The following is a 23556-nucleotide window of genomic DNA, read 5'->3' as shown; positions in this document are numbered from 1 at the left end:
GGAACCTGGAGCAGGTGCTGAACGCTGCCGACTGGGACACGCTGCTGGCCGGCAAGCCGCGGCGCGAGGATGTGCCCTACCAGCGCAAACACAACGACAGCAAGAACTACTTCGACCTCACTTTCGGCTTCCGTGACGGCAAGCTGCGGCTGCCGCCGGCGGCCATCAACGCCCAGGCCATCGACCTGTTCATCCGCCAGCTGACCCACGCGCGCAATGTCGACAGCTTCGATGCGCTGAGCATCCCGTTCCGCGCGGTGGCGACCGACCTGGAAAACGGCGAGCCGGTGGTGTTCGACAAGGGCGACCTGAGCCTGGCCATGCGCGCCAGCATGGCGGTGCCCGGCATGTTCTCGGCGGTGGAGGCCGGCGGCCGGCTGCTGGTGGACGGCGGTATGGCACGCCAGCTGCCGGTGGAAGAACTGCAAGGCCGCTGCGCCGATGTGCTGATCGTGGTCGATGTCGGCTCGCCGCCGGTGCCGCGCGAGCAGCTGAACAACTTTCTCAACGTGCTGGACCAGACCACCTACCTGATGGTGGCGCGCAACAGCAAGCAATCGCTGGCACTGCTGGGGCCGGACGACATCCTGATCCGCCCGCAGCTGGACGGCATCACCCCCGCCGATTTTGCCGCCAGCCGCCAGATCATCGACGCTGGCCGCCGCGCCGCGGATGCCGTGGCACAGCGGCTGCAAACGTTGGCCGCCACGCCGGCCGACTATCTGCAATGGCAGGCCAGGCGCAGCAGCAACCCGTCACCGCGTATCGACCGTGTCGACGTTAGCGGCGACTTTTCCTTTGTCGAGCCGGCCGCGCTGAGCGACAAGCTGGCGCTCAGCCGGCTGCCGCTGGACAGCTTCCACCGTCGCCTGCAGGACGTGTTTGCCGAAGGCGATCTGGAAAAGCTGGATTACACCCTGCAGCAGCAGGATGGCCAGAACGTGGCGCAAGTGCGGGCGGTGGAGCGCAACACCGGCCCCAACTACCTGCGCGGCGGGCTGGAGCTGCGTTCCAGCTCGCAGGGCGACGCCACCTTCTCGCTGCTGGGCGAGTATCGCCGCAGCTGGCTGAATCGCGCCGGCGGCAGCCTGCTGGCCGAGGCCAAGATCGGCGAGGAGCCGACCTACAGTGCCGAGTGGTACCAGCCGCTCTCGGCCAGCTCGCCGCTGTTTGCCAGCCTGTCCGGCAGCTATCGCGAGAAGAACTACTCGCTGTATGTCACCGACAACCAGCCGGAGGCGGAATACCGCCGCCGCACCCGCAGCGTATATGCCGATATCGGCTGGCGTTTTGCCGAAATGGGCGAAGTCCGCACCGGCTGGTACCGCAGCAGCGATGACCTGACGCTGAAGGTCGGTTCAGCCAGCGCCGCGCTGGACGCCTACGACAGCACGGAGCAAGGGATGCGCGTGCGGCTGGCGCTGGATCAGCTGGACAACCCGCGTTGGCCGCGCAGCGGTTACGCCGCCACGCTGGAAGCGCGCGCGCCGTCGTCGCGCAGCAACAGCGAGGAGCGGCCGCCGGCCAGCGGCTCGCTGTCGCTGGACACCGTCACCACCGACCAGCGTGATATCAGCTGGCATTTCAGCCTGCGCGGTGGCTATAGCAGCCAGAACGACAACAACAATGTGTTCGAGCTGGGCGGCTTCCGCTATCTGTCCGGCTACCAGCCGGGGCAGCTGCTGGGACGGCAGATGCTGTTTGCGCGCGGCATGATGTCCTGGCGTGTGGCCAGCCTGCCGTCGGCGATCGGCACCGGGCTGTATCTGGGCGCCTCGGCCGAAGCCGGCAAGATGTGGTCGCAGGTACCCAGCGGCCGCGACACCGGCTGGCTGCCCGGCGGCACGCTGTTTGTCGGCGCCGACACTCTGCTGGGGCCGCTGTTCCTCGGCGCCGGCACCAGCCGTGGCGGCCAGCTGACCGGCTATCTGAATCTGGGAGTGGAATATTGAGCGCCCTCCGCCGCCGGCAACGCCCCGCCCCCACCGCGCGCCGCCGGTCACCTTGCACTACAGTCAGTACAGGGCACGCCGCCTGCAAGCTGACGGCACAAGGAATGTGATGAAGCACGATCAAGCCCCCGCGACAACGCCGCAGTCTGCTACGCCCTCGCCACTACGCCCGGTGATGGGCTACGCCATCTTCGCCGCACTGTGGATACTGTTTTCCGACCAGCTGGCTGCGGTGCTGTTTCGCGACCCCGCCACCCTTACCCTGGTCAGCACCATCAAGGGCTGGCTGTTCGTGGCGGTTACCTCCTTGCTGCTGTACGGCCTGATCCGCCGCCAGCTGGCGCTGGCCGCCCAACTGGCACAGCGCGAGCAGGCGGCACTGCAGGCACAAGCCGCGGCGCAGCGGCTGCTGACGGAAATCTGTGACAACTCCTCCGATGCCATTTTTGCCAAGGACAGTGCCGGCCGTTATCTGCTGTTCAATCGCGAGGCAGCGCGCGTCACCGGCCGCGCGCCCGAGGAAGTACTGCAGCGCGACGACAGCTTTCTGTTTCCGCCGGAGCAGGCGGTACAGATCCAGGCCAACGACCGCCAGGTGATGACGGAAAACCGCACCCACACCTACGAAGAAACCCTCAGCACCTGCCAGGGCAGCGTGGTCTACCTTGCCACCAAGGGGCCACTGCATGGCAGCAGCGGCCAGGTGCGCGGCATGTTCGGCATCTCGCGCGACATCACCGCGCGCAAGGCACTGGAGGAAGAACAGCGCATCGCCGCCATCGCCTTCGAATCCCAGGAAGGCATGCTGCTGACCCAGGCCGATGGCGTGATCGTGCGCGTCAACCGCGCCTTCAGCATGCTGACCGGATACAGCGCCGCCGAGGCGCTGGGCAACACGCCGGCCATGCTCAAATCCGGTCGCCACGATGCGGCGTTTTTCGCCGGCATGTGGCAGCAGATTGCCGGCCACGGTTACTGGCAGGGCGAGGTATGGAACCGGCGCAAGAACGGCAGCCTGTTCATTGCCTGGCTGACCATCTCGGCGGTGCGCGGCGAGGATGGACAGATCAGCCACTTCATCGCAGCCTTCTCCGACATCACCAGCCATCGCGAGGCCGAGGCCGAAATCCACCGCCTGGCCCATTACGACCCGCTGACCCAGTTGCCCAACCGCCGCCTGCTGCTGGAGCGCATCCGCCAGGCGCTGGCCGCCAGCCAGCGCAGCCGCCACCACGGCGCGCTGATCTTCCTCGATCTGGACCGCTTCAAGCACCTGAACGACAGCCGCGGCCACGACATCGGCGACCAGCTGCTGGAGGAAACCGCGCTGCGGCTGAACCAGCATGTGCGCGAAAGCGATACCGTGGCACGGCTGGGTGGCGACGAGTTCGTGCTGCTGCTGGAAAACCTGGGCAGCGACGGGCAGCAGGCCGCCATCCAGGCCGGCCAGGTGGCGGAAAAGATCCGCGAGGTACTGGCGCAGCCCTACCAGCTGGGCGAGCTGACCTTCCATGCCACCGCCAGCCTGGGTATCGCGCTGTTCCTCGGCCATAGCGAGTCGGCCGAAGCGCTGCTGAAATACGCCGATGTGGCGATGTACCAGGCCAAGAGCGATGGCCGCGACGCGCTGCGCTTCTTCGATCCTTCCATGCAGGCGGCGCTGCAGGAACGCAGCCAGCTGGAAAGCGACCTGCATCTGGCCTTGCAGCGCAACGAGCTGCAGCTGTACTTCCAGCCGCAACTCAACAGCCGGCAGCAATTGATCGGCGCCGAGGCGCTGCTGCGCTGGCAGCATCCGCAACGCGGCCTGGTGCCGCCCGGCCACTTTATCCCGCTGGCCGAGCAATCCGGCCTGATTCTGCCCATCGGCCAGTGGGTGCTGCAGGATGCCTGCCGGCAGTTGGCCGCATGGCAACAACAAGGGCAACCGCTGCAGCAGCTGTCGGTCAACATCAGCGCCCGCCAGTTCCGCCAGTCCGACTTCGTGGCGCAGGTAGAAGCCGCGCTGGCCAGCAGCGGCGCCGATCCGGCCCAGCTGATGATAGAGCTGACCGAAAGCATGGTGCTGGACGACGTGGAAGACACCCTGCAGAAGATGCAGGCGTTGCGCCAGCTGGGCATCACCTTCTCGCTGGATGATTTCGGCACCGGCTACTCCTCGCTGTCCTACCTGTCGCGGCTGCCGCTGGACGAACTGAAGATCGACCGCTCGTTCATCCTCAACCTGCCGCAAAGCCACAACGACGCCATCATCGCGCAGACCATCATCGCCATGGCCACCGGCCTGGGGCTGCGGGTGCTGGCCGAAGGGGTGGAAACCCCCGCCCAGCAAGACTTTCTGCAGCAGCACCAGTGCCAGGCCTTCCAGGGCTTCCTGTTCAGCCGGCCGTTGCCGCAGGACGAATTCGACAGCCTGCGCCGCCGGCTGGCGGTGGCCGGTTAAGCCATGCAGCCACCAGACCATCCAGCCACCGCAGCCGCGGCAGCTCGTCCGCGCTGGCGCCGCCGGCTGCTGCTGGCGCTATTGCTGCTGCTGGCGCTGCTGGCCGCCGCCGTGGCGGGCGGCAGCTGGTGGCTGCGGCAGCAAGGCTTGCAGTGGCAGGGGCTGGGCTGGCGCGATGGCGGCGCCACCGTGGCGCAGTGGCAATGGCGGCAGCAGGGCTGCCTCGCCGCGCAAGGCAGCGACCTGCGCATCGCCGGCTGGCAACCGCTGCGCCTCAGTCTGCAGCAACTGACGCTGCACAGCTGCGGCCAACCCGGGCGCCGCGAGCTGCCAGCGCCCCCGCCTGCGGGCCTGCCGCCGCTCAGCCTGCACATCGCCCGGCTACAGCTCCCTGCCCTGCCACCATTGCGTATCACGCTAAATCAGCAACACGAGCACTGGCTGGCACAGCTGGCGCAAGGCGATGCCCGGCTGAACGTGGATTACCGCCGCGACAACGGCCAGTGGCAGGCTGATGGCAGCCTGGCCGCCGCCCGTCTGGCACCGCAACTGCTGGGCAACTGGCAGCTCAAGGCCAGCGGCCGCTGGTTGCCGGGGCAGTTGCAAGCCGGCCTCCAGGCGGCTGGCCAGCAGCTGGGTTACCACGGCGAACCCCGCCGCGGCGATGCCCATCTGCAGATAACGCTTGCTAACCGGCAGTGGCAACTGGATGCCTCGCTGCCGCAAACCCTGCCGCTGGCCGCCGGCTGGCTGCTGCAGCCGGGACGGGTACTGCAGGCCAGTGGCGATCTGGATGGCGTGCGCAAGCTGCAGGCCGACCTGCAGGCCAGTGGCCCGCAAGGCACGCTGCAATTGCAGCTCTCGCCGCAAGACCAGCAACTGCAACGCGGCAGCGGCCTGCTGTTACTGCGCGGCAAGGAGCTGCAGGGGCGCATCCCGCTGCAATGGGCGGACAGACAGCTGACGCTGGCCGCCGGCGAGCTGCAACTGCCGCAAGGCGTACGCCTGAGTTGGCCGCGCGCCTGGCAACTGCCGCTCAGCGCCAGCGGGCAAAGCCGCCTGCCGTTCCGGCTCGACTACCAGCAACTGCGCCTGGCCAGCGACGACAGCGCGCTGCAGTGGGGCGATGGCCGCTGGCAATGGCAAGGCGGACTGGCGCTGGCCGGCCAGTACAGCGGCTACCGGCTGACCGGCCACTGGCGCGGCCAACTCGACCCACAGGGCGCGCATGGCGAGCCGCTGCAGCTGGCGGTACACAAGGCGCCGCTGGCATTGACCATCAGCCTGCCGCTGGCCGCCATCGACCCGCAGCGGCCGCAACTCACGGCGCGCTTTGACGGCCACTACCAGCACTGGCCATTGCAGGGCACGGTGGCCGCACAGCGGCAGGGAGAAGGCTGGCAAGGCAGCCTCGCTGCCGGCAGCCGCCTGCCGTTTTACGACAAGGGCGGTACGCTGCAGCTGGCGGCCAACTGGCGGGGCACTGCCGGCCAGTGGCAACTGGAGCCGGGCAGCAAACTGAGCGTGGCCGAAGGGCTGATCGGCAAACTGCTGCTCAAGCCGTTCAGCCTGCAGGCCAGCAGCGCCTTGCAAACCGATGGTCGTGGTGCCCGCGGCCAACTGGCACTCGCCGCTGGCGGCGCCGTCAGCAGCCGCTGGTCGCTGCCAGCTGCCAGCGGCACGCTGCAGTTGTCCGGCGAGCGCGCCGCCGCCCGGCTGCAACTGCCAACCTGGCGCAGTACGCTGCAACTGAACGCCCGCCGCGCCGGCCAGGGAGCGCGTGGCGAGGTGCAGCTGGATACGCCGCTTTCCGCCGCCATGAGCCGTGGGCTGGGCTTTACCCTGCAACAGGGCAACCTCGCCGCCAAGCTGCAGTGGCAATGGCTGCGGCAGTGGCGGCTGGACGGCGACGCGCAGTTGCGCGGAGTGGCGCTGGACTGGGGCGGCATCCTCGCCAGCGGCGGTAGCGGCCGGCTGACGTTGGCCGCAAGCCCGGAGCGGCTGCAACTGCAAAGCGACGGTCCGCTGCAACTGGCGCAGCTGGATGTCGGCACCCTGCTGCAGGATATTTCGCTCACGCTGCGCTCCGACCTGCACGACTGGCAGCTGGACGACGTGCGCGCCAAACTGCTGGGCGGCAGCCTGCAGGCCGATAGCCTGCACTGGCCGTCCAGCGCCTTCCAGAACGTCAACGTGCGGCAGCTGGATCTGGCCGCGCTGGCCGCCTTGCAGAACGACCCGCAACCGACCGTACAATTGAGCGGCCGCGTCGGCGGCACGCTGCCGCTGCAGCTGCTGCCGGCCGGTATCGCCCTGCAGGACGGCCTGCTGCGCAACGAAGGCGAGCTGACCCTGCGCGTACCGGCCAGCGCCAGCGTCAATGCCATGGCACAATCCAACCGTGCCGTACAACTGGCGCTGGACATGCTCAGCGAGCTGGACGTCAACGACTTCCAGGCGCGGCTGGCCATGCAGCAAAGCGGCTTGCTGGACGCCCGGGTGACGCTGAAAGGGGTCAACCCCAAACAAAACCGCCAGCCGGTAGTCCTAAACTACAGCCACAGTGAAAATGTGCTGGAGCTGTTACGCAGCCTGCGTATCGGAGATGAAATTTCACGCCGTGTGCTGGCCCGCAAACAGCCGGCTGCCACACGCAACCCCACACCGGAGAACTCGCCATGAAACCCGTCTGGCTGATACCGCTCCTGGCACTGGCCGCCTGCACGCCGCGGGTAGCGCTGGAAGTGCCCAAGGAGCCCATCACCATCAATCTGAATGTGAAGATCGATCACGAGATCCGCCTGAAAGTGGAAAAAGATGTCGATAGTCTCACCACTGACAGCGGTCTGTTCTAGGAGCACAACATGAAAACAGCAGCACGATGGATGGCAATTGGCCTGCTGCTCTGCAGCGGCCTGGCAATGGCACTGGATATTGGCGGCGCCAAGGCGCAGGGCCTGGTAGGCGAACAACCGGATGGCTATCTGGGGGTGGTGAAAGCCACACCGGAAGCGGTGGCACTGGCCGCCGACATCAATGCCAAGCGCCGCGAAGCCTACGACGCCATCGCCAAGAAGAATGGCACCACGCTGGACCAGGTGGCGGCGCTGGCCGGCCAGAAGGCGATCGAAAAGACCGCGTCCGGTAGCTACGTCAAGGCGCCTAACGGCCAGTGGGTAAAGAAATAAGCCCCTCTGCCCGATAACGACAGCCAGGCCGATGCCTGGCTGTCTGCTTTTCGGCCACTGGGGGTACGGTCAAGCACCGCTACCGCCGCTGACGGCAAAAGCGGCTAGCGGATCAACACTTTATGACGGCGAGCTGTCGGTTTTGTTAAATATTCTTGTAACACGAGAAACCTAGTATCTCCGTGCACCGCCCGGCTTTCGGGTCATTACTCACGAGAGATCTCACATGAAAAACCTGATTCGTCTGTCTGTTGTTGTTGCCCTGTTGTCCAGCAGCATGGCGGCTTTCGCCGGCGAGGCGGAGGACATGGCACTGGCTGAGAAAGTAAAAACCGCCATCGACGCATCCAGCAGCCTGAAGCCGTTCAACCTCAAGGTTTCCAGCAAGAACAACGATGTCACCATCGAAGGCAGCGTTAACGAAGGCCTGCAGATGGCGGAAGCCGGCATGATCGCCGAAAAGGTTGAAGGCGTTAAATACGTGTTCAACAATATCGTTCCGAAGCAGTAATCCCTGGCGGGAAGCGGGCTGGCCAATAGCCGGCCGCGCTGCGGAACAAGCAAAAAGAGACCTGTGCGGTCTCTTTTTGCATTCTGTGTGCGCCAGACTTGCGGAAGCCGGCAAGCGGCTCAGCGCATATTGGCCGAAAGCAGGATCACCTCGATTTCTTCGGTAATCTCCTCCTGCCGCTGCAGGTTGTAGCTGAGCTTGAGGCGGGCGCTGTCTTCGTTCAGGTGCTGCAACGCGCTATCCATGTGTATTTGCCGCTGGTAGTTCTCCGCCATCAGCGAGCTATAAAGCACCTCGTTAAGCACTGCATGCAGGTAGTGTCCGGTCAGCCGGTGCAGAAACGCGCCCGGACTCAGGTTGAGCTCGGCAGCATACGGTAGCGTTGCCGCCGGCGCCGGCAAACCGCGGATCGGCAACAGCCGGCGCAGGCGGATGCTGCCGCTGTTGGCGCAGTGATACAGCACCGAAAGCCCGCTGCCGCGCTGCAGTGATGGCGTCAGCAACTTGCCCAGCACCGCGGTGAGCCGTAGCAGCACCGCCGGCACCTCGTCGGCCACCGTCGCCCCGGCCAGCACCTGCTCTACCGCTGCCCGCGCTCCCAGACGTGCGGCCAACCTTTGCCCGACCACCATGCAGCGCAGCGGTGCCTGTGGCAGCTGCGCCAGCAGCGCTTCGTTGAAATCGCCGCAAAAGCCCTGCTCGGCGCCGACCAGAAGATAGAACTCCTGCTCCGGCGCATCCAGCGTGAAAAACTCGGGATGCGTTGCAAAAAATTCGCTGGCCGCCGCTTCGATGCCGGCCACCATCCGGTGCTGGCTGGCCAGGAAGTCGGTCAGCAGCCGCACTTCCATCAGCGCCAGCCCCTTCATCGCCGACAGGATGCCGGCGATGTCGTTCAGCGCCGCCAGCCGCTGGGCAATCTCACGCCGCCGGCTCATGTTCCGCCTCCTGCAGCCAGGCCGTTACCTGGTGACGCCAGCTATCCGCCCCGGCACTCAGCGCCGGGCTTGCCGCTGCTGCCCGCTGCAGCAGCCGCGCGAGCCGGAGCGGCACCGCGGCACTGTCCACGGCATCGAACAATCCCTCGTTGAACGCCACCAGCCAGGCCATGTGCTGCTCCGGCGACAGTGGCGACAGCCGGTCCTGCTTCAGCAGCTCGCGCAATAGTTGGCCGCGGCGGATTTTGCTTTCCACGCTGGCCTCCAGCCGCGAACCGAAACGGGTAAACACCTCCAGTTCGAGAAACTGCAAGAAGTCCAGCTTCATGCGCCCGGCCTCGTGCTTGATCGCCGGCAGCTGCGCCTTGCCGCCGATCCGCGACACCGAGCGGGTGATGTCGATGGCCGGCAGAAAACCGCGCGCATACAGCGCCGGATCGAGATAGATCTGGCCGTCGGTAATGGAAATCAGGTTGGTCGGAATATAGGCGGAGATTTCGCCCTGCTCGGTTTCCACAATCGGCAAGGCGGTCATGCTGCCGCCGCCCAGCGCTGCGGCCAGACAGGTCGAGCGCTCCAGCAGGCGGGAATGCAGGTAGAAGATGTCGCCCGGATACGCCTCCCTACCGGGCGGGCGGCGCAGCAGCAACGACAGTTCGCGGTAGGCGCGGGCATGGGTGGTCAGGTCGTCATAGACGATCAGCACGTCGCGGCCGGCATGCATCCATTCTTCGGCCAGCGCACAGCCGGCAAACGGCGCCAGGAATTTGAGTCCGGGCGTGGTGGTCGCCTCGGCCACCACCACGCAGCTGATGTCCAGCACCCCGGCGCGGCGCAGGGTCTCGATGGTGGCCACCACTGCCGAGCGCTTCTGGCTGATCAGCACATAGATGCACAGCACATCGCGCCCTTTCTGCGCGACCAGCGTATCCAGCGCCAGCGAACTCTTGCCGGTGCCGGCATCGCCGATGATCAGCTGCCGCTGTCCCTTGCCGATCGGGATCATGGTGTCGACCATCTTGTTGCCGCTGAGCAGCGGGCGATTGACAAAGTCGCGCGCGGTGATCGGCGGCGACAACACTTCCAGCGCGCGCCGGCGGCTAGCCTCCACCGCCGGGCCGCCGTCCAGCGGCTGCCCCAGCGGGTCAATCACCCGCCCGAGAAAACCGTCGCCGACAGCGATATCCAGCCGGCGGCCAGTAAGCTGCGCCGAGGCGCCGGCGGCCAAGCCGTGGCACTGCCGCAGCAGGATGGCGCCGATATGCTTGCGGCCCAGATCGAACACCAGCGCCTCGCTGCCATCCTCGAAGCACAGCACTTCGTCCATTGCCGCCGAAGGCAGCCCCTCGATGCGGGCGATGCCATCGCCGATGGCCACCAGCTTGCCGACCTCGCTGATGCGCAGCTGCGGCCGGTAGGCCTGCAGCCAGTCACGGTTGCTGGCGTTGTCCACGGCTTGCCGCCTCCGGAAAAAACGCCAGCTCGCCGGCAAGACTGAAATCCAGGCGCCAGGCCCCCAGGCTCAGCCGCGCGCCGGACAACAACGCCGGGTCGACGCGGAATTCCAGCGCCAGTTGCGGCGCCAGCCGCGACGCGACCGCCGCCGACACTTGCTGGCGCTGTGCGGCCGGCAACTCGAACGCAGTGCTGACCACCCCCTGCCCCTGGCCGTCTAGGCCGGCACGCACCTCGGCCAGCTGCTCCTCCGGCAAGGCGTCCAGCTCCGCGATGAACAATTGCACCAGCCGCCCCTCCAGCTCCGGCCCGGCCAGACGGCCCAGCAGCGCGCTGGCGAACTGCCGTGCCTGCACGCTGGCCTCGCCCGCCAGCTGGCGCCGCTGCGTCGCCAGCCGGTTGGCGTCCTGCGCGGCACTGCGCTCGCGCTCTGCGGCCAACTCCTTGCCCAGCTTGGCCAGCTGGCGTTCTTTTTCTGTTGCCAGTTCGGCATCGAAGCGGCGTCGCTCGGCGGCCTTTTCCTGCTCCCAGTCGGCCAGACGCGAGGCAAACTGCTGCTGCATTGCCGTGGCCCGAGCCTCGCTATCCCGTGCGCTTGCCAGCTGCTGTTCGATGCCGGCCTGGCGCGCGGCCAGTATCTGCAGCACCGGCCGGTACAGGAAGCGCTTGAGCAGCCACAGCAGTGCCAGAAAGTTGATGATTTCCAGCACAAAGGTAGTCCAGTTCAGCTCCATGATGCGTCTCTAGTGCAGCAGGTATTCAAGCAAGGGGTTGCGGAACAGGATGATCAGCACGATGACCAGCACGTAGATGGCCAGCGACTCGATCATCGCCAGCCCGATGAACAGCGTGCGGGTGATGGTTTTTTCCGCTTCCGGCTGGCGGGCCAGCGATTCCAGCGCCTGGGTGATGGCCTTGCCCATGGCAATGGCCGGGAAAATGATGCCGATAGCGATGGCCGCCGCCGCCGCCACCGTGGAGATCAGGACAAACCAGTGCATATCGCTCATGGTGCGCTTCCTTTCTTGTCGCTTGTTGGCTGCGTTTGCCGGGAATCTGCCGCTTCGCGGGACTGCATGCCGCCGGCGATGTAGATCAGTGCCAGCGTGCCGAAGATGTAGGCCTGCACCAGCGCCTCGATGATGTGCAGCATCAGCACCGGTACCGGCACCAGCAGGCCCGCCACCAGCAACACCAGCAGGGCCGCCATTTCCAGGCTCATGATGTTGCCGAACAGGCGTACCGCCAGCGCCAGCGTGCGCGACAGTTCGCCCAGTAGATGGAACGGCAGCAGCACCGGGCTGGGCGTCAGGTAGTGGCCAAGGTAGGCCTTCGGCCCCGCGCTGCGGATGCCGAACCAGTGCACCGAGAGAAACACGATGAAGGCCAGCGCGGCGGTGGTGGACAGGTCGGCCGTCGGCGAATGCAGCCCCGGTACCAGCCCGGTAAGGTTGGCCGCCGCCACAAACAGCCACAACGTGCCGATGAACGGCAGCAGCATGTCGTCGCGGCCCGGCAGCACGCCGTCGATGGCCGCCTTGATCGACAGCACGCTGCCTTCCAGCGCGGTCTGCAGCAGCCCCGGCTGGTCCACCGACAGCCGGTGCGTCGCCAGCCGGCAGCCGAGCGCAAACAGCAGCATCAGCCCCCAGGTGGTCACCACCGTGCTGGTGATCTGCATGCCGCCGATGGTGAACACAACACTTGCCGCGTCCATTACCAGTATTTCCGGATAAACAGGTAGACGTTGAAAATGCCCAACGCCAGCCCGAGAATGATCAGGTTCACGGTCCAGCGCACGCTGTAGCCGGCATGCTGGCTGTCCAGCCAGTGGCCGAGATAGGCGCCGGCCAGCAAGGGCACCACAAACAGAATCGACAGGCTGCCAAGGAACACCGTCTGCGCCAGCAGCGAGCGGCGGTTGCGCTCCCCCGGTTTCAGCCCCCCGCAGTCCCCCTCGACATCCTGCCGCCACTGTTTGTCGTTCACCGCGGCCTCCGGTCGAGCTGGCGCAAGCGCTGGTACAGTGCCTGTTCCAGCTGCTGCAGGTTGGCCTTGACGCTATCCAGCTTGCTTTCTTCTGCGGCCAACTGCCCGTCCAGCAGCGCGCTGATCTGCCGGTAGTCGGCGTCGTAGAGATAACGGCGGGTATTCAGCGTCAGCCGGTCAGCGGCGAAATGCAGCACCGCTCCCGGACAGGCCAGATACACCCAGTTGCCGTCCTGCCGGCGAAAGCGCGACAGGCCGTAATCCAGCACGGTCATGAAACGCGCCCGCCCCGGCTGGATGCCGAAACTGCCGCTGGCATCGGTACCGACAAAGCTGGCCACGCCGGCGATGCACTCGCTGCGCACGGCGCTATTCAGGTACAGGGTGATGCTGTTCACCGCATGCCCTCCATGCTGCCGCGCATATAGCAATCCGCTTCCGACAGGTTGTCGTACTTGCCGGCGATAAAGTCCTCGCAATCCCGCAGCGTGGTGTCCAGCGGCACCGAGGCGCCGGCAATGCCGGTGTGTTCGCTGACCACAAAAAACGGCTGCGTCAGGTAGCGCTGCAGCAACCGCGCCCGCTGCACCGTCAACCTGTCCGCCTCCGAAATCGCCTCCAGCCCCAGCATCGCGATGATGTCCTCCAGCTCGCGGTAGCGCGCCAGATGCTCGCGTACCGCCTGCGCGACGCGGTAGTGGCGCTCGCCCAGAATGACGCGGTCCATCATGCGGCTGCCCGATGCCAGCGGGTCCACCGCCGGGTAGATGCCTTTGGCCGCCTGGTTGCGCGCCAGGATCACCGTGGTATCGAGGTGGGCAAGGATGGCGCCCACCGCCGGATCGGTCATGTCGTCGGCCGGCACATACACCGCCTCCACCGCGGTGATGCTGCCGTTGCGGGTGGAGCAGATGCGCTCCTGCAGTTCGGCGACCTCGGATAGCAGCGTCGGCTGGTAACCCACCGTCGCCGGCATCCGGCCCAGCAGCCCGGACAGCTCGCTGCCGGCCTGCACGAAACGGAAGGCGTTATCCATCAGGAACAACACCTCCTTCGCCACGTGATCGCGCAGGTATTCGGCATAGGTCAGCGCCGACAGGCCGATGCGGAAACGCACCCCCGGCGATTCGTCCATCTGGCCGAACACCATCAGCGTGCGCGGCATCACGCCGGCGTCCTGCATGTCGTGCCACAGTTCGTGTCCTTCGCGAATTCGCTCGCCAACGCCGGCGAAAACCGATACCCCCTGGTGCAATTGCACGATGGCATTCATGAATTCCATGATCAGCACGGTCTTGCCGACCCCCGCCCCGCCAAACAGCCCGGTCTTGCCGCCGCGCACAAAGGGACACAGCAGGTCGATGACCTTGATGCCGGTGGGCAGGATTTCATCCATGCCGGCAGCCTCGGCCAGCGGTGCCGGCGACGCCACCACCGGCCGCTGCCCGGCCGCGGCCAACGGTTGGCCGCCATCCAGCGGCAAGCCGAAAATATCCAGCAATCGCCCCAGGCAATCCGGCGTCACCGGCACTTGCAGCGGCCCGCCGCTATCGAATATCGGCAGCAAGCGGCGCAGGCCGCCGGTGCGATGCAAGGCAATGGCGCGGACACGGGATTCGTCGAGGTGGCGGTGGACTTCCAGCGTCAGGCGCTCGCCATCCAGCCAGACATACAGCGCCTGATGCAGCGGCGGCAGACGGCGACACAGGATGTCGATTACCGGGCCGTGAATTTCTTCGATCACCCCCAGCGGCAATTCAGCACCGTCCCGCCCATCGGCGCCGGGAGTGACTGCGGGAGGAACAGCAACTGGATGCTCGGCCATCATCGAATAGCCGGATTTGTTATACCGGCGGGCATGGGTCCAGTACCCATCATAGGACAGCAATGCCGATCGGGAGCGGCGGCTTCCCACACCCGGCCACCAGTTAGGGCAAGGTGGCGACGGGAACGGGGCCGTACGAGTGATATAGTGCCGCCATCAACGGCACGCGAAACAGACAAGCATGAAAACACGCACAGTAGCCGCCTGCTACGGGCTGATCGACACCCGCTTCGGCACGGTGGCGGCATGGCTGGACAGCAACGGTGGGCTGCAGCGGCTGGAGTTCAATGCCGAGCGCGAGCTGGAGCGCGCCAGCCTGCTTGGCACCCCGCGCGACGATGCGGCACTGGCGGAGGTGGCACGCCAGCTGGCGGAGTACGACGCCGGCAGCCGCCGCGAATTCACCCTGCCGTTGGCCGCCGCCGGCAGCGATTTCCAGCACAAGGTCTGGGCCGAGCTGTGCCGCATTCCCTACGGCTGCACCATCAGTTATGGCGAGCTGGCACTGCGCGTCGGCGACCCCGGCGCGGCGCGCGCAGTTGGCCGCGCCAACGCCACCAACCCCATCGCACTGATCGTGCCCTGCCACCGGGTAATCGGCAGCGATGGCAAGCTCACCGGCTACGCCGGCGGCCTGCCGCTGAAGGCGGCGCTGCTGCAGTTCGAGATCGGCAACACGCCGCCCGAGCTGTTCCGCTAGCCACACGTCGGCCGCAAGCCTTGCGGCCAACCAGCCACCTTGCCAACAACGCCACCAGCCTGCGCGCCAGCGCTCACGCCGCGGACTGCACGCTACCGCTGCGGATATCGGCAATCAGTTCGCGCAGGTAAACCAGCCCCTCCTCCCACTGCCGGTGGCCGGATGCCACATTGATGTGACCGGCCTGCGGCAGCCAGCGTAGCCGGCTTTGCCAGCGCGTTGCCATGCGTACGCTGCGCAGCGGCAGGCTGAATGGGTCGCTATCGCTGGCCACCACCAGCGACGGAAACGGCAGCGCGCTTTCCGGCAGCGGCGCAAACGGTTGCAGTTGCGCCGGCGCATTGCCGCGCTCGACATCGGCCGGCGCCACCAGCAGCGCGCCGGCGAGACGCTTGCCGTGGCGGGCGGCATAGTGCGCCACCGTGGCGCAGCCCAGGCTGTGGGCAATCACGACCACCGGCTTGCCGGCAGCCGCGACCGCCGCCTCCAGCCCTTGCAGCCAGTCGTGCAATTGCGGGGCAAACCATTCCCGGTTGCCTACCCGCTGCGCCCCCAGCAGCTGCTGCCAGTGGCTTTGCCAGTGCTCCGGCGGCGAGTTCTGCCAGCCCGGCTGGATGATGAAGTCAAAGGCGGCGAAATCGGTATCCATAACCTGCTCCAGTGCAATCTTCTGCCGGCACTGTACCCCGTGTTTCATATTCTCAAAAATACTTAAAATTTGTTTTGTTATTTCTTATTGTTATTTTTGATGCGCTAATACCGCGGCGATGGCAATGAAAAACCCGCAGCAGCGCCGGGCTGTCTGCGGGTTGTCAGCGTGGCGCATGGCGCGCCAGCCTCAGCTTTGCAGGCCGTATTTCTTTACCTTGTCGAACAGCGTGGTTTTCGGGGTGCCCAGCGCCTGGCTGGCCTGGGTCATATTGCCGCCGTGGCGGCGTAAGGCTTCCACGATCAGGCTCTTCTCGTATGCCTCGACGCTTTCGGCCAGACTCGGCGACAGGCTCTCGCCGCCGCTGCCCTTGAACACCGGCAGGCCCAGCGCGTAGCGCTCCGCCACATTGCGCAGTTCGCGCACATTACCCGGCCAGTCGTGCGCCATCAGCTGGCTGAGGGTCTTGCGATCGATCTCGATCGGCTCGCGATCGAAGCGCAGCGCCGCCTGCTGCAGGAAGCATTCGAACAGCAGCGGGATATCCTCGCGTCGTTCGCGCAGCGCCGGGATTTCCAGCGAGACCACGTTGAGGCGGTAGTAGAAGTCGGCGCGGAACTTGCCCTGTTGCGACAGCTGATCCAGGTCTTCCTTGGTGGCGGCAATCAGCCGGCAATCCACGTCCACCGCCTGGTTGGACCCCAGCCGCTCCAGCTTGTGTTCCTGCAACACGCGCAGCAGCTTGATCTGCAGGTTGATCGGCATGGTTTCCACTTCGTCGAGGAACAGCGTGCCCTTGTGCGCATGCTCGATCTTGCCGATGCGGCGCTTGCCGGCGCCAGTAAAGGCATTGGCCTCGTGACCGAAGATTTCGCTCTCGAACAGGTTTTCCGGCAACCCGCCGCAGTTGATGGCGACGTAATGGTGCTGGTGGCGGCGGCTGTAGTCGTGCAGGCAGCTGGCCACCAGCTCCTTGCCGGTACCGGTTTCGCCGTGAATCAGCACGTTGGCGCCGGTATCGGCCACGTTCATGATCAGTTCGCGCAGTTCGCGCATGCGGCTGGAGCGGCCGATGATGCGCTGCTCCAGCGTCTGGCGACCATCCAGCTGCCGGCGCAGGCTGTCGACTTCCAGCGTCAGCAGCCGCTGCTGCAGCGCACGCCGCGCCACGTCCACCAGCCGCTCCGGCGAGAACGGTTTTTCCACGAAATCGTAGGCACCATCGCGCATTGCCTGCACCGCCATCGCCACGTCGCCGTGGCCGGTGACCACCACCACCGGCAGCTGCCGGTCCTGCTCGCGCAGTTGTTGCTGCAGGGTCAGGCCATCCATGCCGGGCAGGCGGACATCGGTGATCACGATGCCCGGCTGCAGTCCCTGGGCGATTTTCTGCAGCGCTTCTTCGGCGCTGGCACAGCCGATCACCGGCAGGTCTTCCAGTAGCAGCGCCTGCTGGCAACCCAGCAACACATGCGGGTCATCTTCGACAAACAGGATCGGCAAGGCTTGTTCAGACATGGGCAGCGTCCTCCTCGGGACACAGGGGCAGGATCAGGACAAATTCGGCGCCGCCCAGCGCCGACTGGCCGGCGGTAAGCGCGCCACCGGCGGCGGCGGCCAGGCTGGCGGACAGCGTCAGCCCCAGCCCCAGGCCGCGCTCGGCTGGCTTGGTGGTGAAAAACGGTTCGAACAGATGCTTCATCACATGCTCCGGCAGGCCGCAGCCGTTATCGCTGACCGCCAGCCGGTAGCTGTCTTCCAGCCGCTGGCCGGACAGCACGATGCGGGCATTGGCACGGCCTTGCAGCGCATCCATGGCATTGGCCAGCAGGTTGACCAGAATCTGCTCCAGCCGGGTCTGGTCGATGGCCAGCTCGGCGTCGGCAAAATGCCGCTCCACCAGCACCGGCTCCTGGCTCAGCCGCGAATGCAGCAGGAACAGCGCGGCATCCACCGCGGCGGCCAACCTGGCGCGGCCACCGGCATGTTCGGAGCGGCGGGCGAAGGAACGCAGCGAGGCGGTAATCTTGCCCATGCGTTCCACCAGCTCGGCAATGGTGTTGAGATTGGTGCTGGCGATATCCAGCTTGCCGCGTTGCAGGAACTTCACCGTGTTGCCGGACAGGGTGCGCAGCGCGGCCAGCGGCTGGTTCAGCTCGTGGGCGATGCTGGTGGACATCTGGCCGATGACCGCCAGCTTGCCGGCCTGGATCAGCTCGCTCTGGGTCTGGCGCAGGTTCTGCTCGGCCTGCTCGCGTTCGCGGATTTCCGCCCGCAGCCGGTCGTTACTGGCCTTGAGGTCGGCAGTGCGTTCGGTAATCCGACGTTCCAGCTCGCTGTTGGCCGCTTCCAGCGCTTCGCGTGCGGCCAACTTGGTGGCCAGCGCCTTGCGCCGCTCGTTCATGGCGATGATCAGCAGGGTGACGAACGCCGCGATCGCCGCGGCCAGCATGGCATGCGTCAGCGCGGCAGCGCGCACCTCGCCCAGCGGACTGAGCAGGGTGAGCTTCCAGCGGGTGTCGTTGAGGGTGCGCGACTGCACCAGGTAGCGATAGACGCGCAGCCGGTTCTTGTCGTCGGCCACCCCCCACTGCTCCAGTCCCGGCGACAGCACGATGCGTTCGGCCAGGCTTAATTCCGGCAGCAACGCCCAGTGATATTGCAGGCTTAGCGCCAGCTGCTGGCGGCGCTCGGCACTGATCGGCTGCATGGCACGCAGATACCAAGCCGGGTTGGCCGCCAGGATGATGACGCCGTTCTCGTCGGTCACCAGCGCGTTGGAGTTGGCCTTGCGCCAGCCATGCTCCAGTTGCGACAGCTTCACCTTCACCACCGCCACGCCGATGATGCGGTCGCCGATCCGCAGCGGGCTGGAAAGATAGTAGCCAGGTTCGCCGGACAGGCTGTCCAGGCCGTAAAACTGGCCCTGACCGCCGTTCATCGCCTCGACAAAATACGGGCGGGTGGACAGGTCCTCGCCGACATAGCTGTCCATGCGGCGCCAATTACTGGCCGCCAGCACGCGGCCGCTGATATCCAGCACATACAGCGCCAGCGTGCCGCTGCGGGCATTCATGCCTTCCAGGTATTCGTTGACCTCGCGCCGCAGCGGGGCAAGGTGGTCGCTGCTGCCCCGCAATGCGGGGTTCTCCGCTTCCAGCAGTGAACGGGTCGGCACGTGTAGTCCCAGCACGCGCGGCAGCCAGATATAGCGCTCGATCTCGCTTTCCACGCCGCGAGCGTGCAGCTCCAGCTGGCGGTTGCCGTTCTCGCGCAGGGATTCGACGCCGGTACGGTAGGACACCCGGTAGGTCACCAGGCTGCACAACAGCACCAGCAATACCAGAATGCCGCCCCAGACCAGCGGCTTGCGTATGCGGGAGGTAATCATGTCAACAAGCAGGCGCAGCATGTTCGATAAGGAATGGAGCGTTCTATCACAGCCTACCGGCTGCGGCCAGATTGTCGGGGGAATTCGGGAGGTCAGGCGGGAAGGCCGCCCCGCATTGCGAGGCGGCCTGCGCCGTCCGGTCTGCGCCGGAAAGGGTTTGCTCTTGCCCGTGGTGTTTTTTTGTCTACTGGTCGAACGGGTATCGACTCCCACTGTTAATAGCATTTTGCGGGCCAGCTTTGCCCGCCCGGAGCAATCTATAAAAATCAATTACTTAGCGAGAATTCCAGCGCTGTAGCAGCCGGATTACCGGATCGCCACCCGGGTCGCGTTCGGAAATCCGTACGCCGTTTTACGTCCGGCACGCATGCCTCAAGAAAAAATTGCAAAAAACATGCATAAAAGCAAATTGCCAGTGCTGACAAATAAGTATCATGGGCGGACAAGAACAGCCTCTCTCAATGCCTGCGGCAACAGCCTGGAGCAATTCATGTTTGGTAATCGTAAAAAGATCGACGCACTGGAAGCCCGCCTGAACGAACTGGAACGCGAACGCCAGCAAGTACAGCAGGAACTGGACACTACTCGCCGCCAGCTGCAGGACAGCCTCAGCGCCCGCGAAGAAGAAAACCGTCAACACACCAAGCGCGAGGTTTACCGCGAGCCGTTTGGCCAGTTCTGTGACAGTACCGCCCAGCTGCGCGGTTCGTTCTCCGAATTGGCATCCATGCTGGAAGACAAATTCCTGCTGGCCAGCGAAGCCGTCACCAGCCTGCACCAGACCCGCCAGGCAGTTGATACCCTGACCAACAGCTTCCAGCACATTGCCGATGCCCAGTCCCAGACTGCCGAACAGATTGCCGCCCTCAGCGACAAGACCGGCCGCATCCAGCAGTTTGTGCAGCTGATCAAGGACGTTGCCGACCAGACCAACCTGCTGGCACTGAATGCCGCTATCGAAGCCGCACGCGCCGGCGAACAGGGCCGCGGCTTTGCCGTGGTGGCCGACGAAGTGCGCAAACTGGCCGAGCGTACCGCGCAGGCTACCAGCGAAATTTCCACGCTGGTCAGCGAAGTGGACTCTGCTTCCAGCGCCACCAAACAGCAAGTGGATGAAGCCGCCGCCCAAGCCGAGGGTTATCGCCATACCGGCCAGGCCGTGGCCGAAGCCATCCGCAAACTGGTCGATGACAGCGAGGCAATGGCCAATGTGATTGCCAATGGCTCCAACACCAGCTTCATGGAAGTGGTGAAACTGGATCACATCGTGTTCAAGCTGGACATCTACAAAGCCTTTATTGGCTACCACGACCTGCAAGCCGGGCAGCTATCCGACCATCGCCATTGCCGTCTGGGCAAGTGGTACTACGAAGGCCGTGGCTACAACGAGTGCCGCGGCAACGCACTGTATAACCAGCTGGAAGCACCGCACGAAAAAGTGCATGAATTTGGCCGCGTGGCTCTGCAGGCGTTCCACGATGCCGATTACAGCCGCGCCACCCGCGCGCTGCAGGATATGGAGCGCGCCTCGGCTGACGTCATCGATGTGCTGACCCAGCTGGAACAGAATCCCTGTCAGCACAAGATCGGCTGACAGACACTTCGTCACGAACATCGCCCCGCTACTGCGGGGCGATTTTTTTGGTCAACCGGTAATGGGGGCGCAAGCCGGCAAGGCCGGCAAACGCCAGCGCTCCCTGGCACGCAAACACTGGGCAGAACCCACCGCTACTGCGCGACAGGTTGACGAGCGCAGCGGGTAAATAGCGCAACCGACGTTGCGGCCAACCTCCCCGACCAGCGCCACACAGTGCGGCTGCGCAGCCCAGGTGCCGCGCATGCAACGCTGGAAACTGTTTACCTGCTCGGTAATCGAGACCGGCACGGTGCCACCGCCATCATCGGCTTCGGCCCAGTAGAAAGAAACGCGAAAACTGGCGCAGCAGGCGCCACAAGTCTGGCAAATGGAAGAAGAGTGCGACATACCGGTAATGCGGCAAGCGGGCTAGCCTATGAACACTCGTTAATTTTTTGACAGAGTCCACAGCAGCGTCAAGCAACTGTCACAAACTGTCAAAAACACGCCACAAGACTGCTGCAGAGCAGGCTGCTGCCATGGCTAGACTAGGGTCATGAACTTAGCGCACAGGAGAAACACCATGCGAATCTCTACCCTAGTTACTGCCGCCCTTCTTTCCCTGTCGGCCTCTTATGCCATGGCCGATCATCTGGACAGCGTCCTTGGTGGCGCCATCGGCGGTGCAGCCGGAGCCGCCATCGGCCAGAGCGTGGGCGGCCGTGACGGTGCCATAATCGGCAGCGCCATCGGCGGTGCTACCGGCGTGATCCTGACGCAACAGCGCGAACGCGTGATCGTGCGTCAACCTCGCCCGCAGCCGGTGGTCTACGCGGTGCCGGTACAGCCGCGGCCGGTATATTACGTGGTGCAACCGGACAGACATTTCAAACACTTCCGCAAGCACGGTCACTGGGATAACCGAGGCGGCTGGGGTGACCGCGGTCGCTGGGGCGAAGACGACTAAGCATCTTTGCCACGTCAAGCCATGAAAAAAGCCGCTGCAGATGCAGCGGCTTTTTTTGCGCCCCACGACTAGCATGAGGCAGATTGCCTTAGCCCTTGACCACCTGGGCGATGGCTTCGGCCACGTAGCCGATGTTCTTGCTGTTCAACGCGGCCAGGCAGATACGGCCGGTGGAGACAGCGTAGATGCCGAACTCGTCCTTCATGCGCTCTACCTGGGCGGCCGTCAGACCGGTGTAGGAGAACATGCCACGCTGCTGGATCACGAAGCTGAAGTCCTGTGCCACATTCTGCGCCTTGATGGCGTCGACCAGACCGCTGCGCATGGCGCGGATACGGTCGCGCATGCCGGCCAGTTCGTCTTCCCACATCTGGCGCAGCTCGCTGCTACCCAGTACCGCGGCCACTACCGCACCACCGTGGATCGGCGGGGTGGAGTAGTTGGGGCGGGTCACGCGCTTCAGCTGCGACAGCACGCGGCCGGGCTCTTCCTTGCTGGCAGTGATGATGGACAAAGCACCAACACGCTCGCCGTACAGCGAGAAGCTCTTGGAGAAGGAGCTGGACACGAAGAACTGCAGGCCGGAAGCGGCGAACAGGTTAACCGCCACCGCGTCCGGCGCGATGCCTTCGGCAAAGCCCTGGTAAGCCATGTCGAGGAACGGCACCAGACCGCGCTCGCGGCAGATTTCCACCACCTCGGCCCACTGCGCGTCGGACAGATCGGCGCCGGTCGGGTTGTGGCAGCAGGCATGCAGAATGATCACGGAACCGGCATCCAGGCCCAGCAGGAAGGACTTCATGCCGGCAAAGTTCACGCCGCGGGTTGCCGCATCGTAGTACGGATAGTTTTCTACCTGGAAGCCGGCGGCTTCGAACAGCGCGCGGTGGTTTTCCCACGACGGGTCGCTGATGTACACCTTGGCAGACGGGTTCAGGCGCTTGAGGAAGTCGCCACCGATTTTCAGTGCACCGGTACCACCCAGTGCCTGCGCAGTGACTACACGGCCAGCAGCGATCAGCTCGCTATCAGCGCCCAGCAGCAGATTCTGCACTGCCTGGTTGTAGGCAACCGGGCCTTCGATCGGCTGGTAGCCGCGCGGCGGCATGGCTTCCAGACGGGCTTTCTCGGCGGCCTTTACCGCGGCCAGCAGCGGGATCTTGCCGTTATCATCGTAATAAACGCCAACACCCAGGTTCACTTTATTGCTACGGGTATCGGCGTTGAAGGCTTCGTTCAGACCCAGGATCGGGTCGCGCGGGGCCATCTCGACGGCGGCGAAAATCGAAGAAGACATGCGGAGCTCCATTAAATGCACGGGTAGCAAGCGGCGCGCGGCCAACCTGCAGGTGATGAAAACCGGATGGCGCAAGTCTATCACGCCGCCCGCCACCGCGCTGCGACAAGGGTCTTGACGCGTTGGCGCTATGATTGCAGACGAGCCAGCAATGCCGGCACATCCTGCCACGTCACCTGGTTAACCGGCACGATGACATCGCCAGCCATGGTCTCATCCGGCAGCTTTGTTTCAATTCCACCCAGCCGGCGATAAACCTCGCGCGCCGGCAGATTGCCATCCAGCACATGCAGTAGCAGCGCCTGCCCCGGCCAGTGGGTGGCGACTTCTGCTGCGGCCCAGGCCAGCAGCTTCTTGCCAAGGCCGTGCCCCTGCCACACCGGCAACACATGCAGATTGTCCAGGTACACCCCCTGCTGCGGCGCAAAACCCGGCTGCAGACAGACAAAGCCAGCGGCGACACCTGCCACGCGGGCAATGCACACCCGATACTGCGTGGCGTCAGTCCCCATACGTTGCTGCCATTTCGCCACCATCTCGCTACCGGCCTGCTCGTCCAGATAACGGTCCGGCAACAGGCCGCGATATGCCACCAGCCAGCTGCGCCAATGCAGGCCGGCCAGCAGCGCGGCGTCAGCAGGCGTGGCAGCAGTCAAAACGGGATCAAACATGATA

23 protein-coding genes are annotated in these 23556 nt (G+C 65.1%); 9 read left to right on the top strand and 14 right to left on the bottom strand.

Annotated features, from left to right (window positions below; all coding sequences use genetic code 11):
* The 6 genes from HU218_RS15785 to HU218_RS15760 all read left to right on the top strand — a co-directional run.
* On the top strand, positions 1 to 1952 hold a 1952-nt coding region (locus HU218_RS15785), incomplete at its 5' end, for a patatin-like phospholipase family protein (protein ID WP_174875891.1).
* Positions 1953 to 2061: 109 nt separating this feature from the next.
* Complete coding sequence (locus tag HU218_RS15780) at positions 2062 to 4395, top strand: putative bifunctional diguanylate cyclase/phosphodiesterase (RefSeq protein ID WP_174875890.1); 2334 nt, start codon at positions 2062 to 2064, stop codon at positions 4393 to 4395.
* A gap of 3 nt (positions 4396 to 4398) precedes the next feature.
* The gene (locus HU218_RS15775) at positions 4399 to 7077 is read left to right on the top strand and encodes an intermembrane phospholipid transport protein YdbH family protein (protein ID WP_174875889.1); all 2679 of its coding nucleotides are present in this window, start codon (positions 4399 to 4401) and stop codon (positions 7075 to 7077) included.
* A complete protein-coding gene (locus HU218_RS15770) occupies positions 7074 to 7250 on the top strand; it encodes a YnbE family lipoprotein (RefSeq protein WP_174875888.1) in 177 nt (58 codons plus the stop codon). Before HU218_RS15775 ends, HU218_RS15770 begins: the two co-directional genes overlap by 4 nt.
* Positions 7251 to 7259: 9 nt before the next feature.
* Positions 7260 to 7583 (top strand): YdbL family probable chaperone protein, encoded by a 324-nt coding sequence (locus HU218_RS15765; RefSeq protein ID WP_174875887.1) that lies wholly within the window; start codon positions 7260 to 7262, stop codon positions 7581 to 7583.
* Positions 7584 to 7809: 226 nt separating this feature from the next.
* The gene (locus HU218_RS15760) at positions 7810 to 8094 is read left to right on the top strand and encodes a BON domain-containing protein (RefSeq protein ID WP_174875886.1); all 285 of its coding nucleotides are present in this window, start codon (positions 7810 to 7812) and stop codon (positions 8092 to 8094) included.
* A 119-nt stretch (positions 8095 to 8213) separates the two neighbouring features.
* On the opposite strand, the gene HU218_RS15755 is transcribed toward HU218_RS15760, so the two are convergent.
* From HU218_RS15755 to atpD, 8 genes are read right to left on the bottom strand one after another with little or no spacing between them, the layout of a single operon-like run.
* Positions 8214 to 9032: a F0F1 ATP synthase subunit gamma gene (locus HU218_RS15755; RefSeq protein ID WP_174875885.1), complete on the bottom strand. Its 819-nt coding sequence runs from the start codon at positions 9030 to 9032 to the stop codon at positions 8214 to 8216.
* Positions 9016 to 10485 (bottom strand): F0F1 ATP synthase subunit alpha, encoded by a 1470-nt coding sequence (locus HU218_RS15750; RefSeq protein WP_217450848.1) that lies wholly within the window; start codon positions 10483 to 10485, stop codon positions 9016 to 9018. Before HU218_RS15750 ends, HU218_RS15755 begins: the two co-directional genes overlap by 17 nt.
* A complete protein-coding gene (locus HU218_RS15745) occupies positions 10463 to 11221 on the bottom strand; it encodes a F0F1 ATP synthase subunit delta (RefSeq protein WP_174875883.1) in 759 nt (252 codons plus the stop codon). Before HU218_RS15745 ends, HU218_RS15750 begins: the two co-directional genes overlap by 23 nt.
* Before the next feature lie 9 nt (positions 11222 to 11230).
* Positions 11231 to 11497, bottom strand: coding sequence for an ATP synthase F0 subunit C (gene atpE / locus HU218_RS15740; protein ID WP_174875882.1), 267 nt, complete (start codon positions 11495 to 11497; stop codon positions 11231 to 11233).
* A complete protein-coding gene (locus HU218_RS15735; RefSeq protein ID WP_174875881.1) occupies positions 11494 to 12204 on the bottom strand; it encodes a F0F1 ATP synthase subunit A in 711 nt (236 codons plus the stop codon). The genes atpE and HU218_RS15735 overlap by 4 nt, the downstream gene beginning before the upstream one ends.
* Positions 12204 to 12476, bottom strand: a complete 273-nt coding sequence (locus tag HU218_RS15730) for an AtpZ/AtpI family protein (RefSeq protein ID WP_174875880.1) — start codon at positions 12474 to 12476, stop codon at positions 12204 to 12206. Before HU218_RS15730 ends, HU218_RS15735 begins: the two co-directional genes overlap by 1 nt.
* Entirely contained in the window at positions 12473 to 12874 is a 402-nt protein-coding gene (locus tag HU218_RS15725) for a F0F1 ATP synthase subunit delta/epsilon (RefSeq protein WP_174875879.1), read from the bottom strand. Before HU218_RS15725 ends, HU218_RS15730 begins: the two co-directional genes overlap by 4 nt.
* Complete coding sequence (atpD, locus tag HU218_RS15720; protein ID WP_246211305.1) at positions 12871 to 14304, bottom strand: F0F1 ATP synthase subunit beta; 1434 nt, start codon at positions 14302 to 14304, stop codon at positions 12871 to 12873. The genes HU218_RS15725 and atpD overlap by 4 nt, the downstream gene beginning before the upstream one ends.
* Positions 14305 to 14482: 178 nt before the next feature.
* On the opposite strand from atpD, the gene HU218_RS17100 reads away from it, so the two are divergent.
* Positions 14483 to 15001, top strand: coding sequence for a methylated-DNA--[protein]-cysteine S-methyltransferase (locus tag HU218_RS17100; RefSeq protein WP_174875878.1), 519 nt, complete (start codon positions 14483 to 14485; stop codon positions 14999 to 15001).
* Positions 15002 to 15074: 73 nt separating this feature from the next.
* Here HU218_RS17100 and HU218_RS15710 read toward each other — a convergent pair whose 3' ends face one another.
* From HU218_RS15710 to HU218_RS15700, 3 genes are all read right to left on the bottom strand, one after another.
* Positions 15075 to 15650, bottom strand: coding sequence for an RBBP9/YdeN family alpha/beta hydrolase (locus HU218_RS15710; RefSeq protein WP_174875877.1), 576 nt, complete (start codon positions 15648 to 15650; stop codon positions 15075 to 15077).
* A 189-nt stretch (positions 15651 to 15839) separates the two neighbouring features.
* Positions 15840 to 17168 (bottom strand): two-component response regulator AauR, encoded by a 1329-nt coding sequence (gene aauR / locus HU218_RS15705; RefSeq protein ID WP_174875876.1) that lies wholly within the window; start codon positions 17166 to 17168, stop codon positions 15840 to 15842.
* On the bottom strand, positions 17161 to 19041 hold the full coding sequence (locus HU218_RS15700; RefSeq protein WP_174875875.1) for a sensor histidine kinase: 1881 nt from the start codon (positions 19039 to 19041) through the stop codon (positions 17161 to 17163). The genes aauR and HU218_RS15700 overlap by 8 nt, the downstream gene beginning before the upstream one ends.
* A 490-nt stretch (positions 19042 to 19531) precedes the next feature.
* Here HU218_RS15700 and HU218_RS15695 point away from each other — a divergent pair, with 490 nt between their 5' ends.
* The gene (locus tag HU218_RS15695; protein ID WP_217450847.1) at positions 19532 to 20635 is read left to right on the top strand and encodes a methyl-accepting chemotaxis protein; all 1104 of its coding nucleotides are present in this window, start codon (positions 19532 to 19534) and stop codon (positions 20633 to 20635) included.
* 51 nt (positions 20636 to 20686) lie between these two features.
* Here the strand turns inward: HU218_RS15695 and HU218_RS15690 are convergent, their stop codons facing one another.
* The gene (locus HU218_RS15690) at positions 20687 to 21025 is read right to left on the bottom strand and encodes a YkgJ family cysteine cluster protein (protein ID WP_174875873.1); all 339 of its coding nucleotides are present in this window, start codon (positions 21023 to 21025) and stop codon (positions 20687 to 20689) included.
* Between the two features lie 175 nt (positions 21026 to 21200).
* Here HU218_RS15690 and HU218_RS15685 point away from each other — a divergent pair, with 175 nt between their 5' ends.
* Positions 21201 to 21584, top strand: coding sequence for a glycine zipper domain-containing protein (locus tag HU218_RS15685; protein ID WP_174875872.1), 384 nt, complete (start codon positions 21201 to 21203; stop codon positions 21582 to 21584).
* Positions 21585 to 21672: 88 nt separating this feature from the next.
* On the opposite strand, the gene HU218_RS15680 is transcribed toward HU218_RS15685, so the two are convergent.
* Both HU218_RS15680 and HU218_RS15675 read right to left on the bottom strand, forming a co-directional pair.
* Entirely contained in the window at positions 21673 to 22881 is a 1209-nt protein-coding gene (locus tag HU218_RS15680; RefSeq protein ID WP_174875871.1) for an amino acid aminotransferase, read from the bottom strand.
* A gap of 128 nt (positions 22882 to 23009) precedes the next feature.
* Positions 23010 to 23552 carry a GNAT family N-acetyltransferase gene (locus HU218_RS15675; protein ID WP_174875870.1) on the bottom strand — a complete coding sequence of 181 codons (543 nt, stop codon included), beginning with the start codon at positions 23550 to 23552 and terminating at the stop codon, positions 23010 to 23012.
* Between the last annotated feature and the right edge of the window lie 4 nt (positions 23553 to 23556).

It is taken from the genome of Vogesella oryzae, assembly GCF_902829295.1.
GTDB lineage: Bacteria > Pseudomonadota > Gammaproteobacteria > Burkholderiales > Chromobacteriaceae > Vogesella > Vogesella oryzae.
This window is presented reverse-complemented; position numbering and strand designations above follow the sequence as displayed.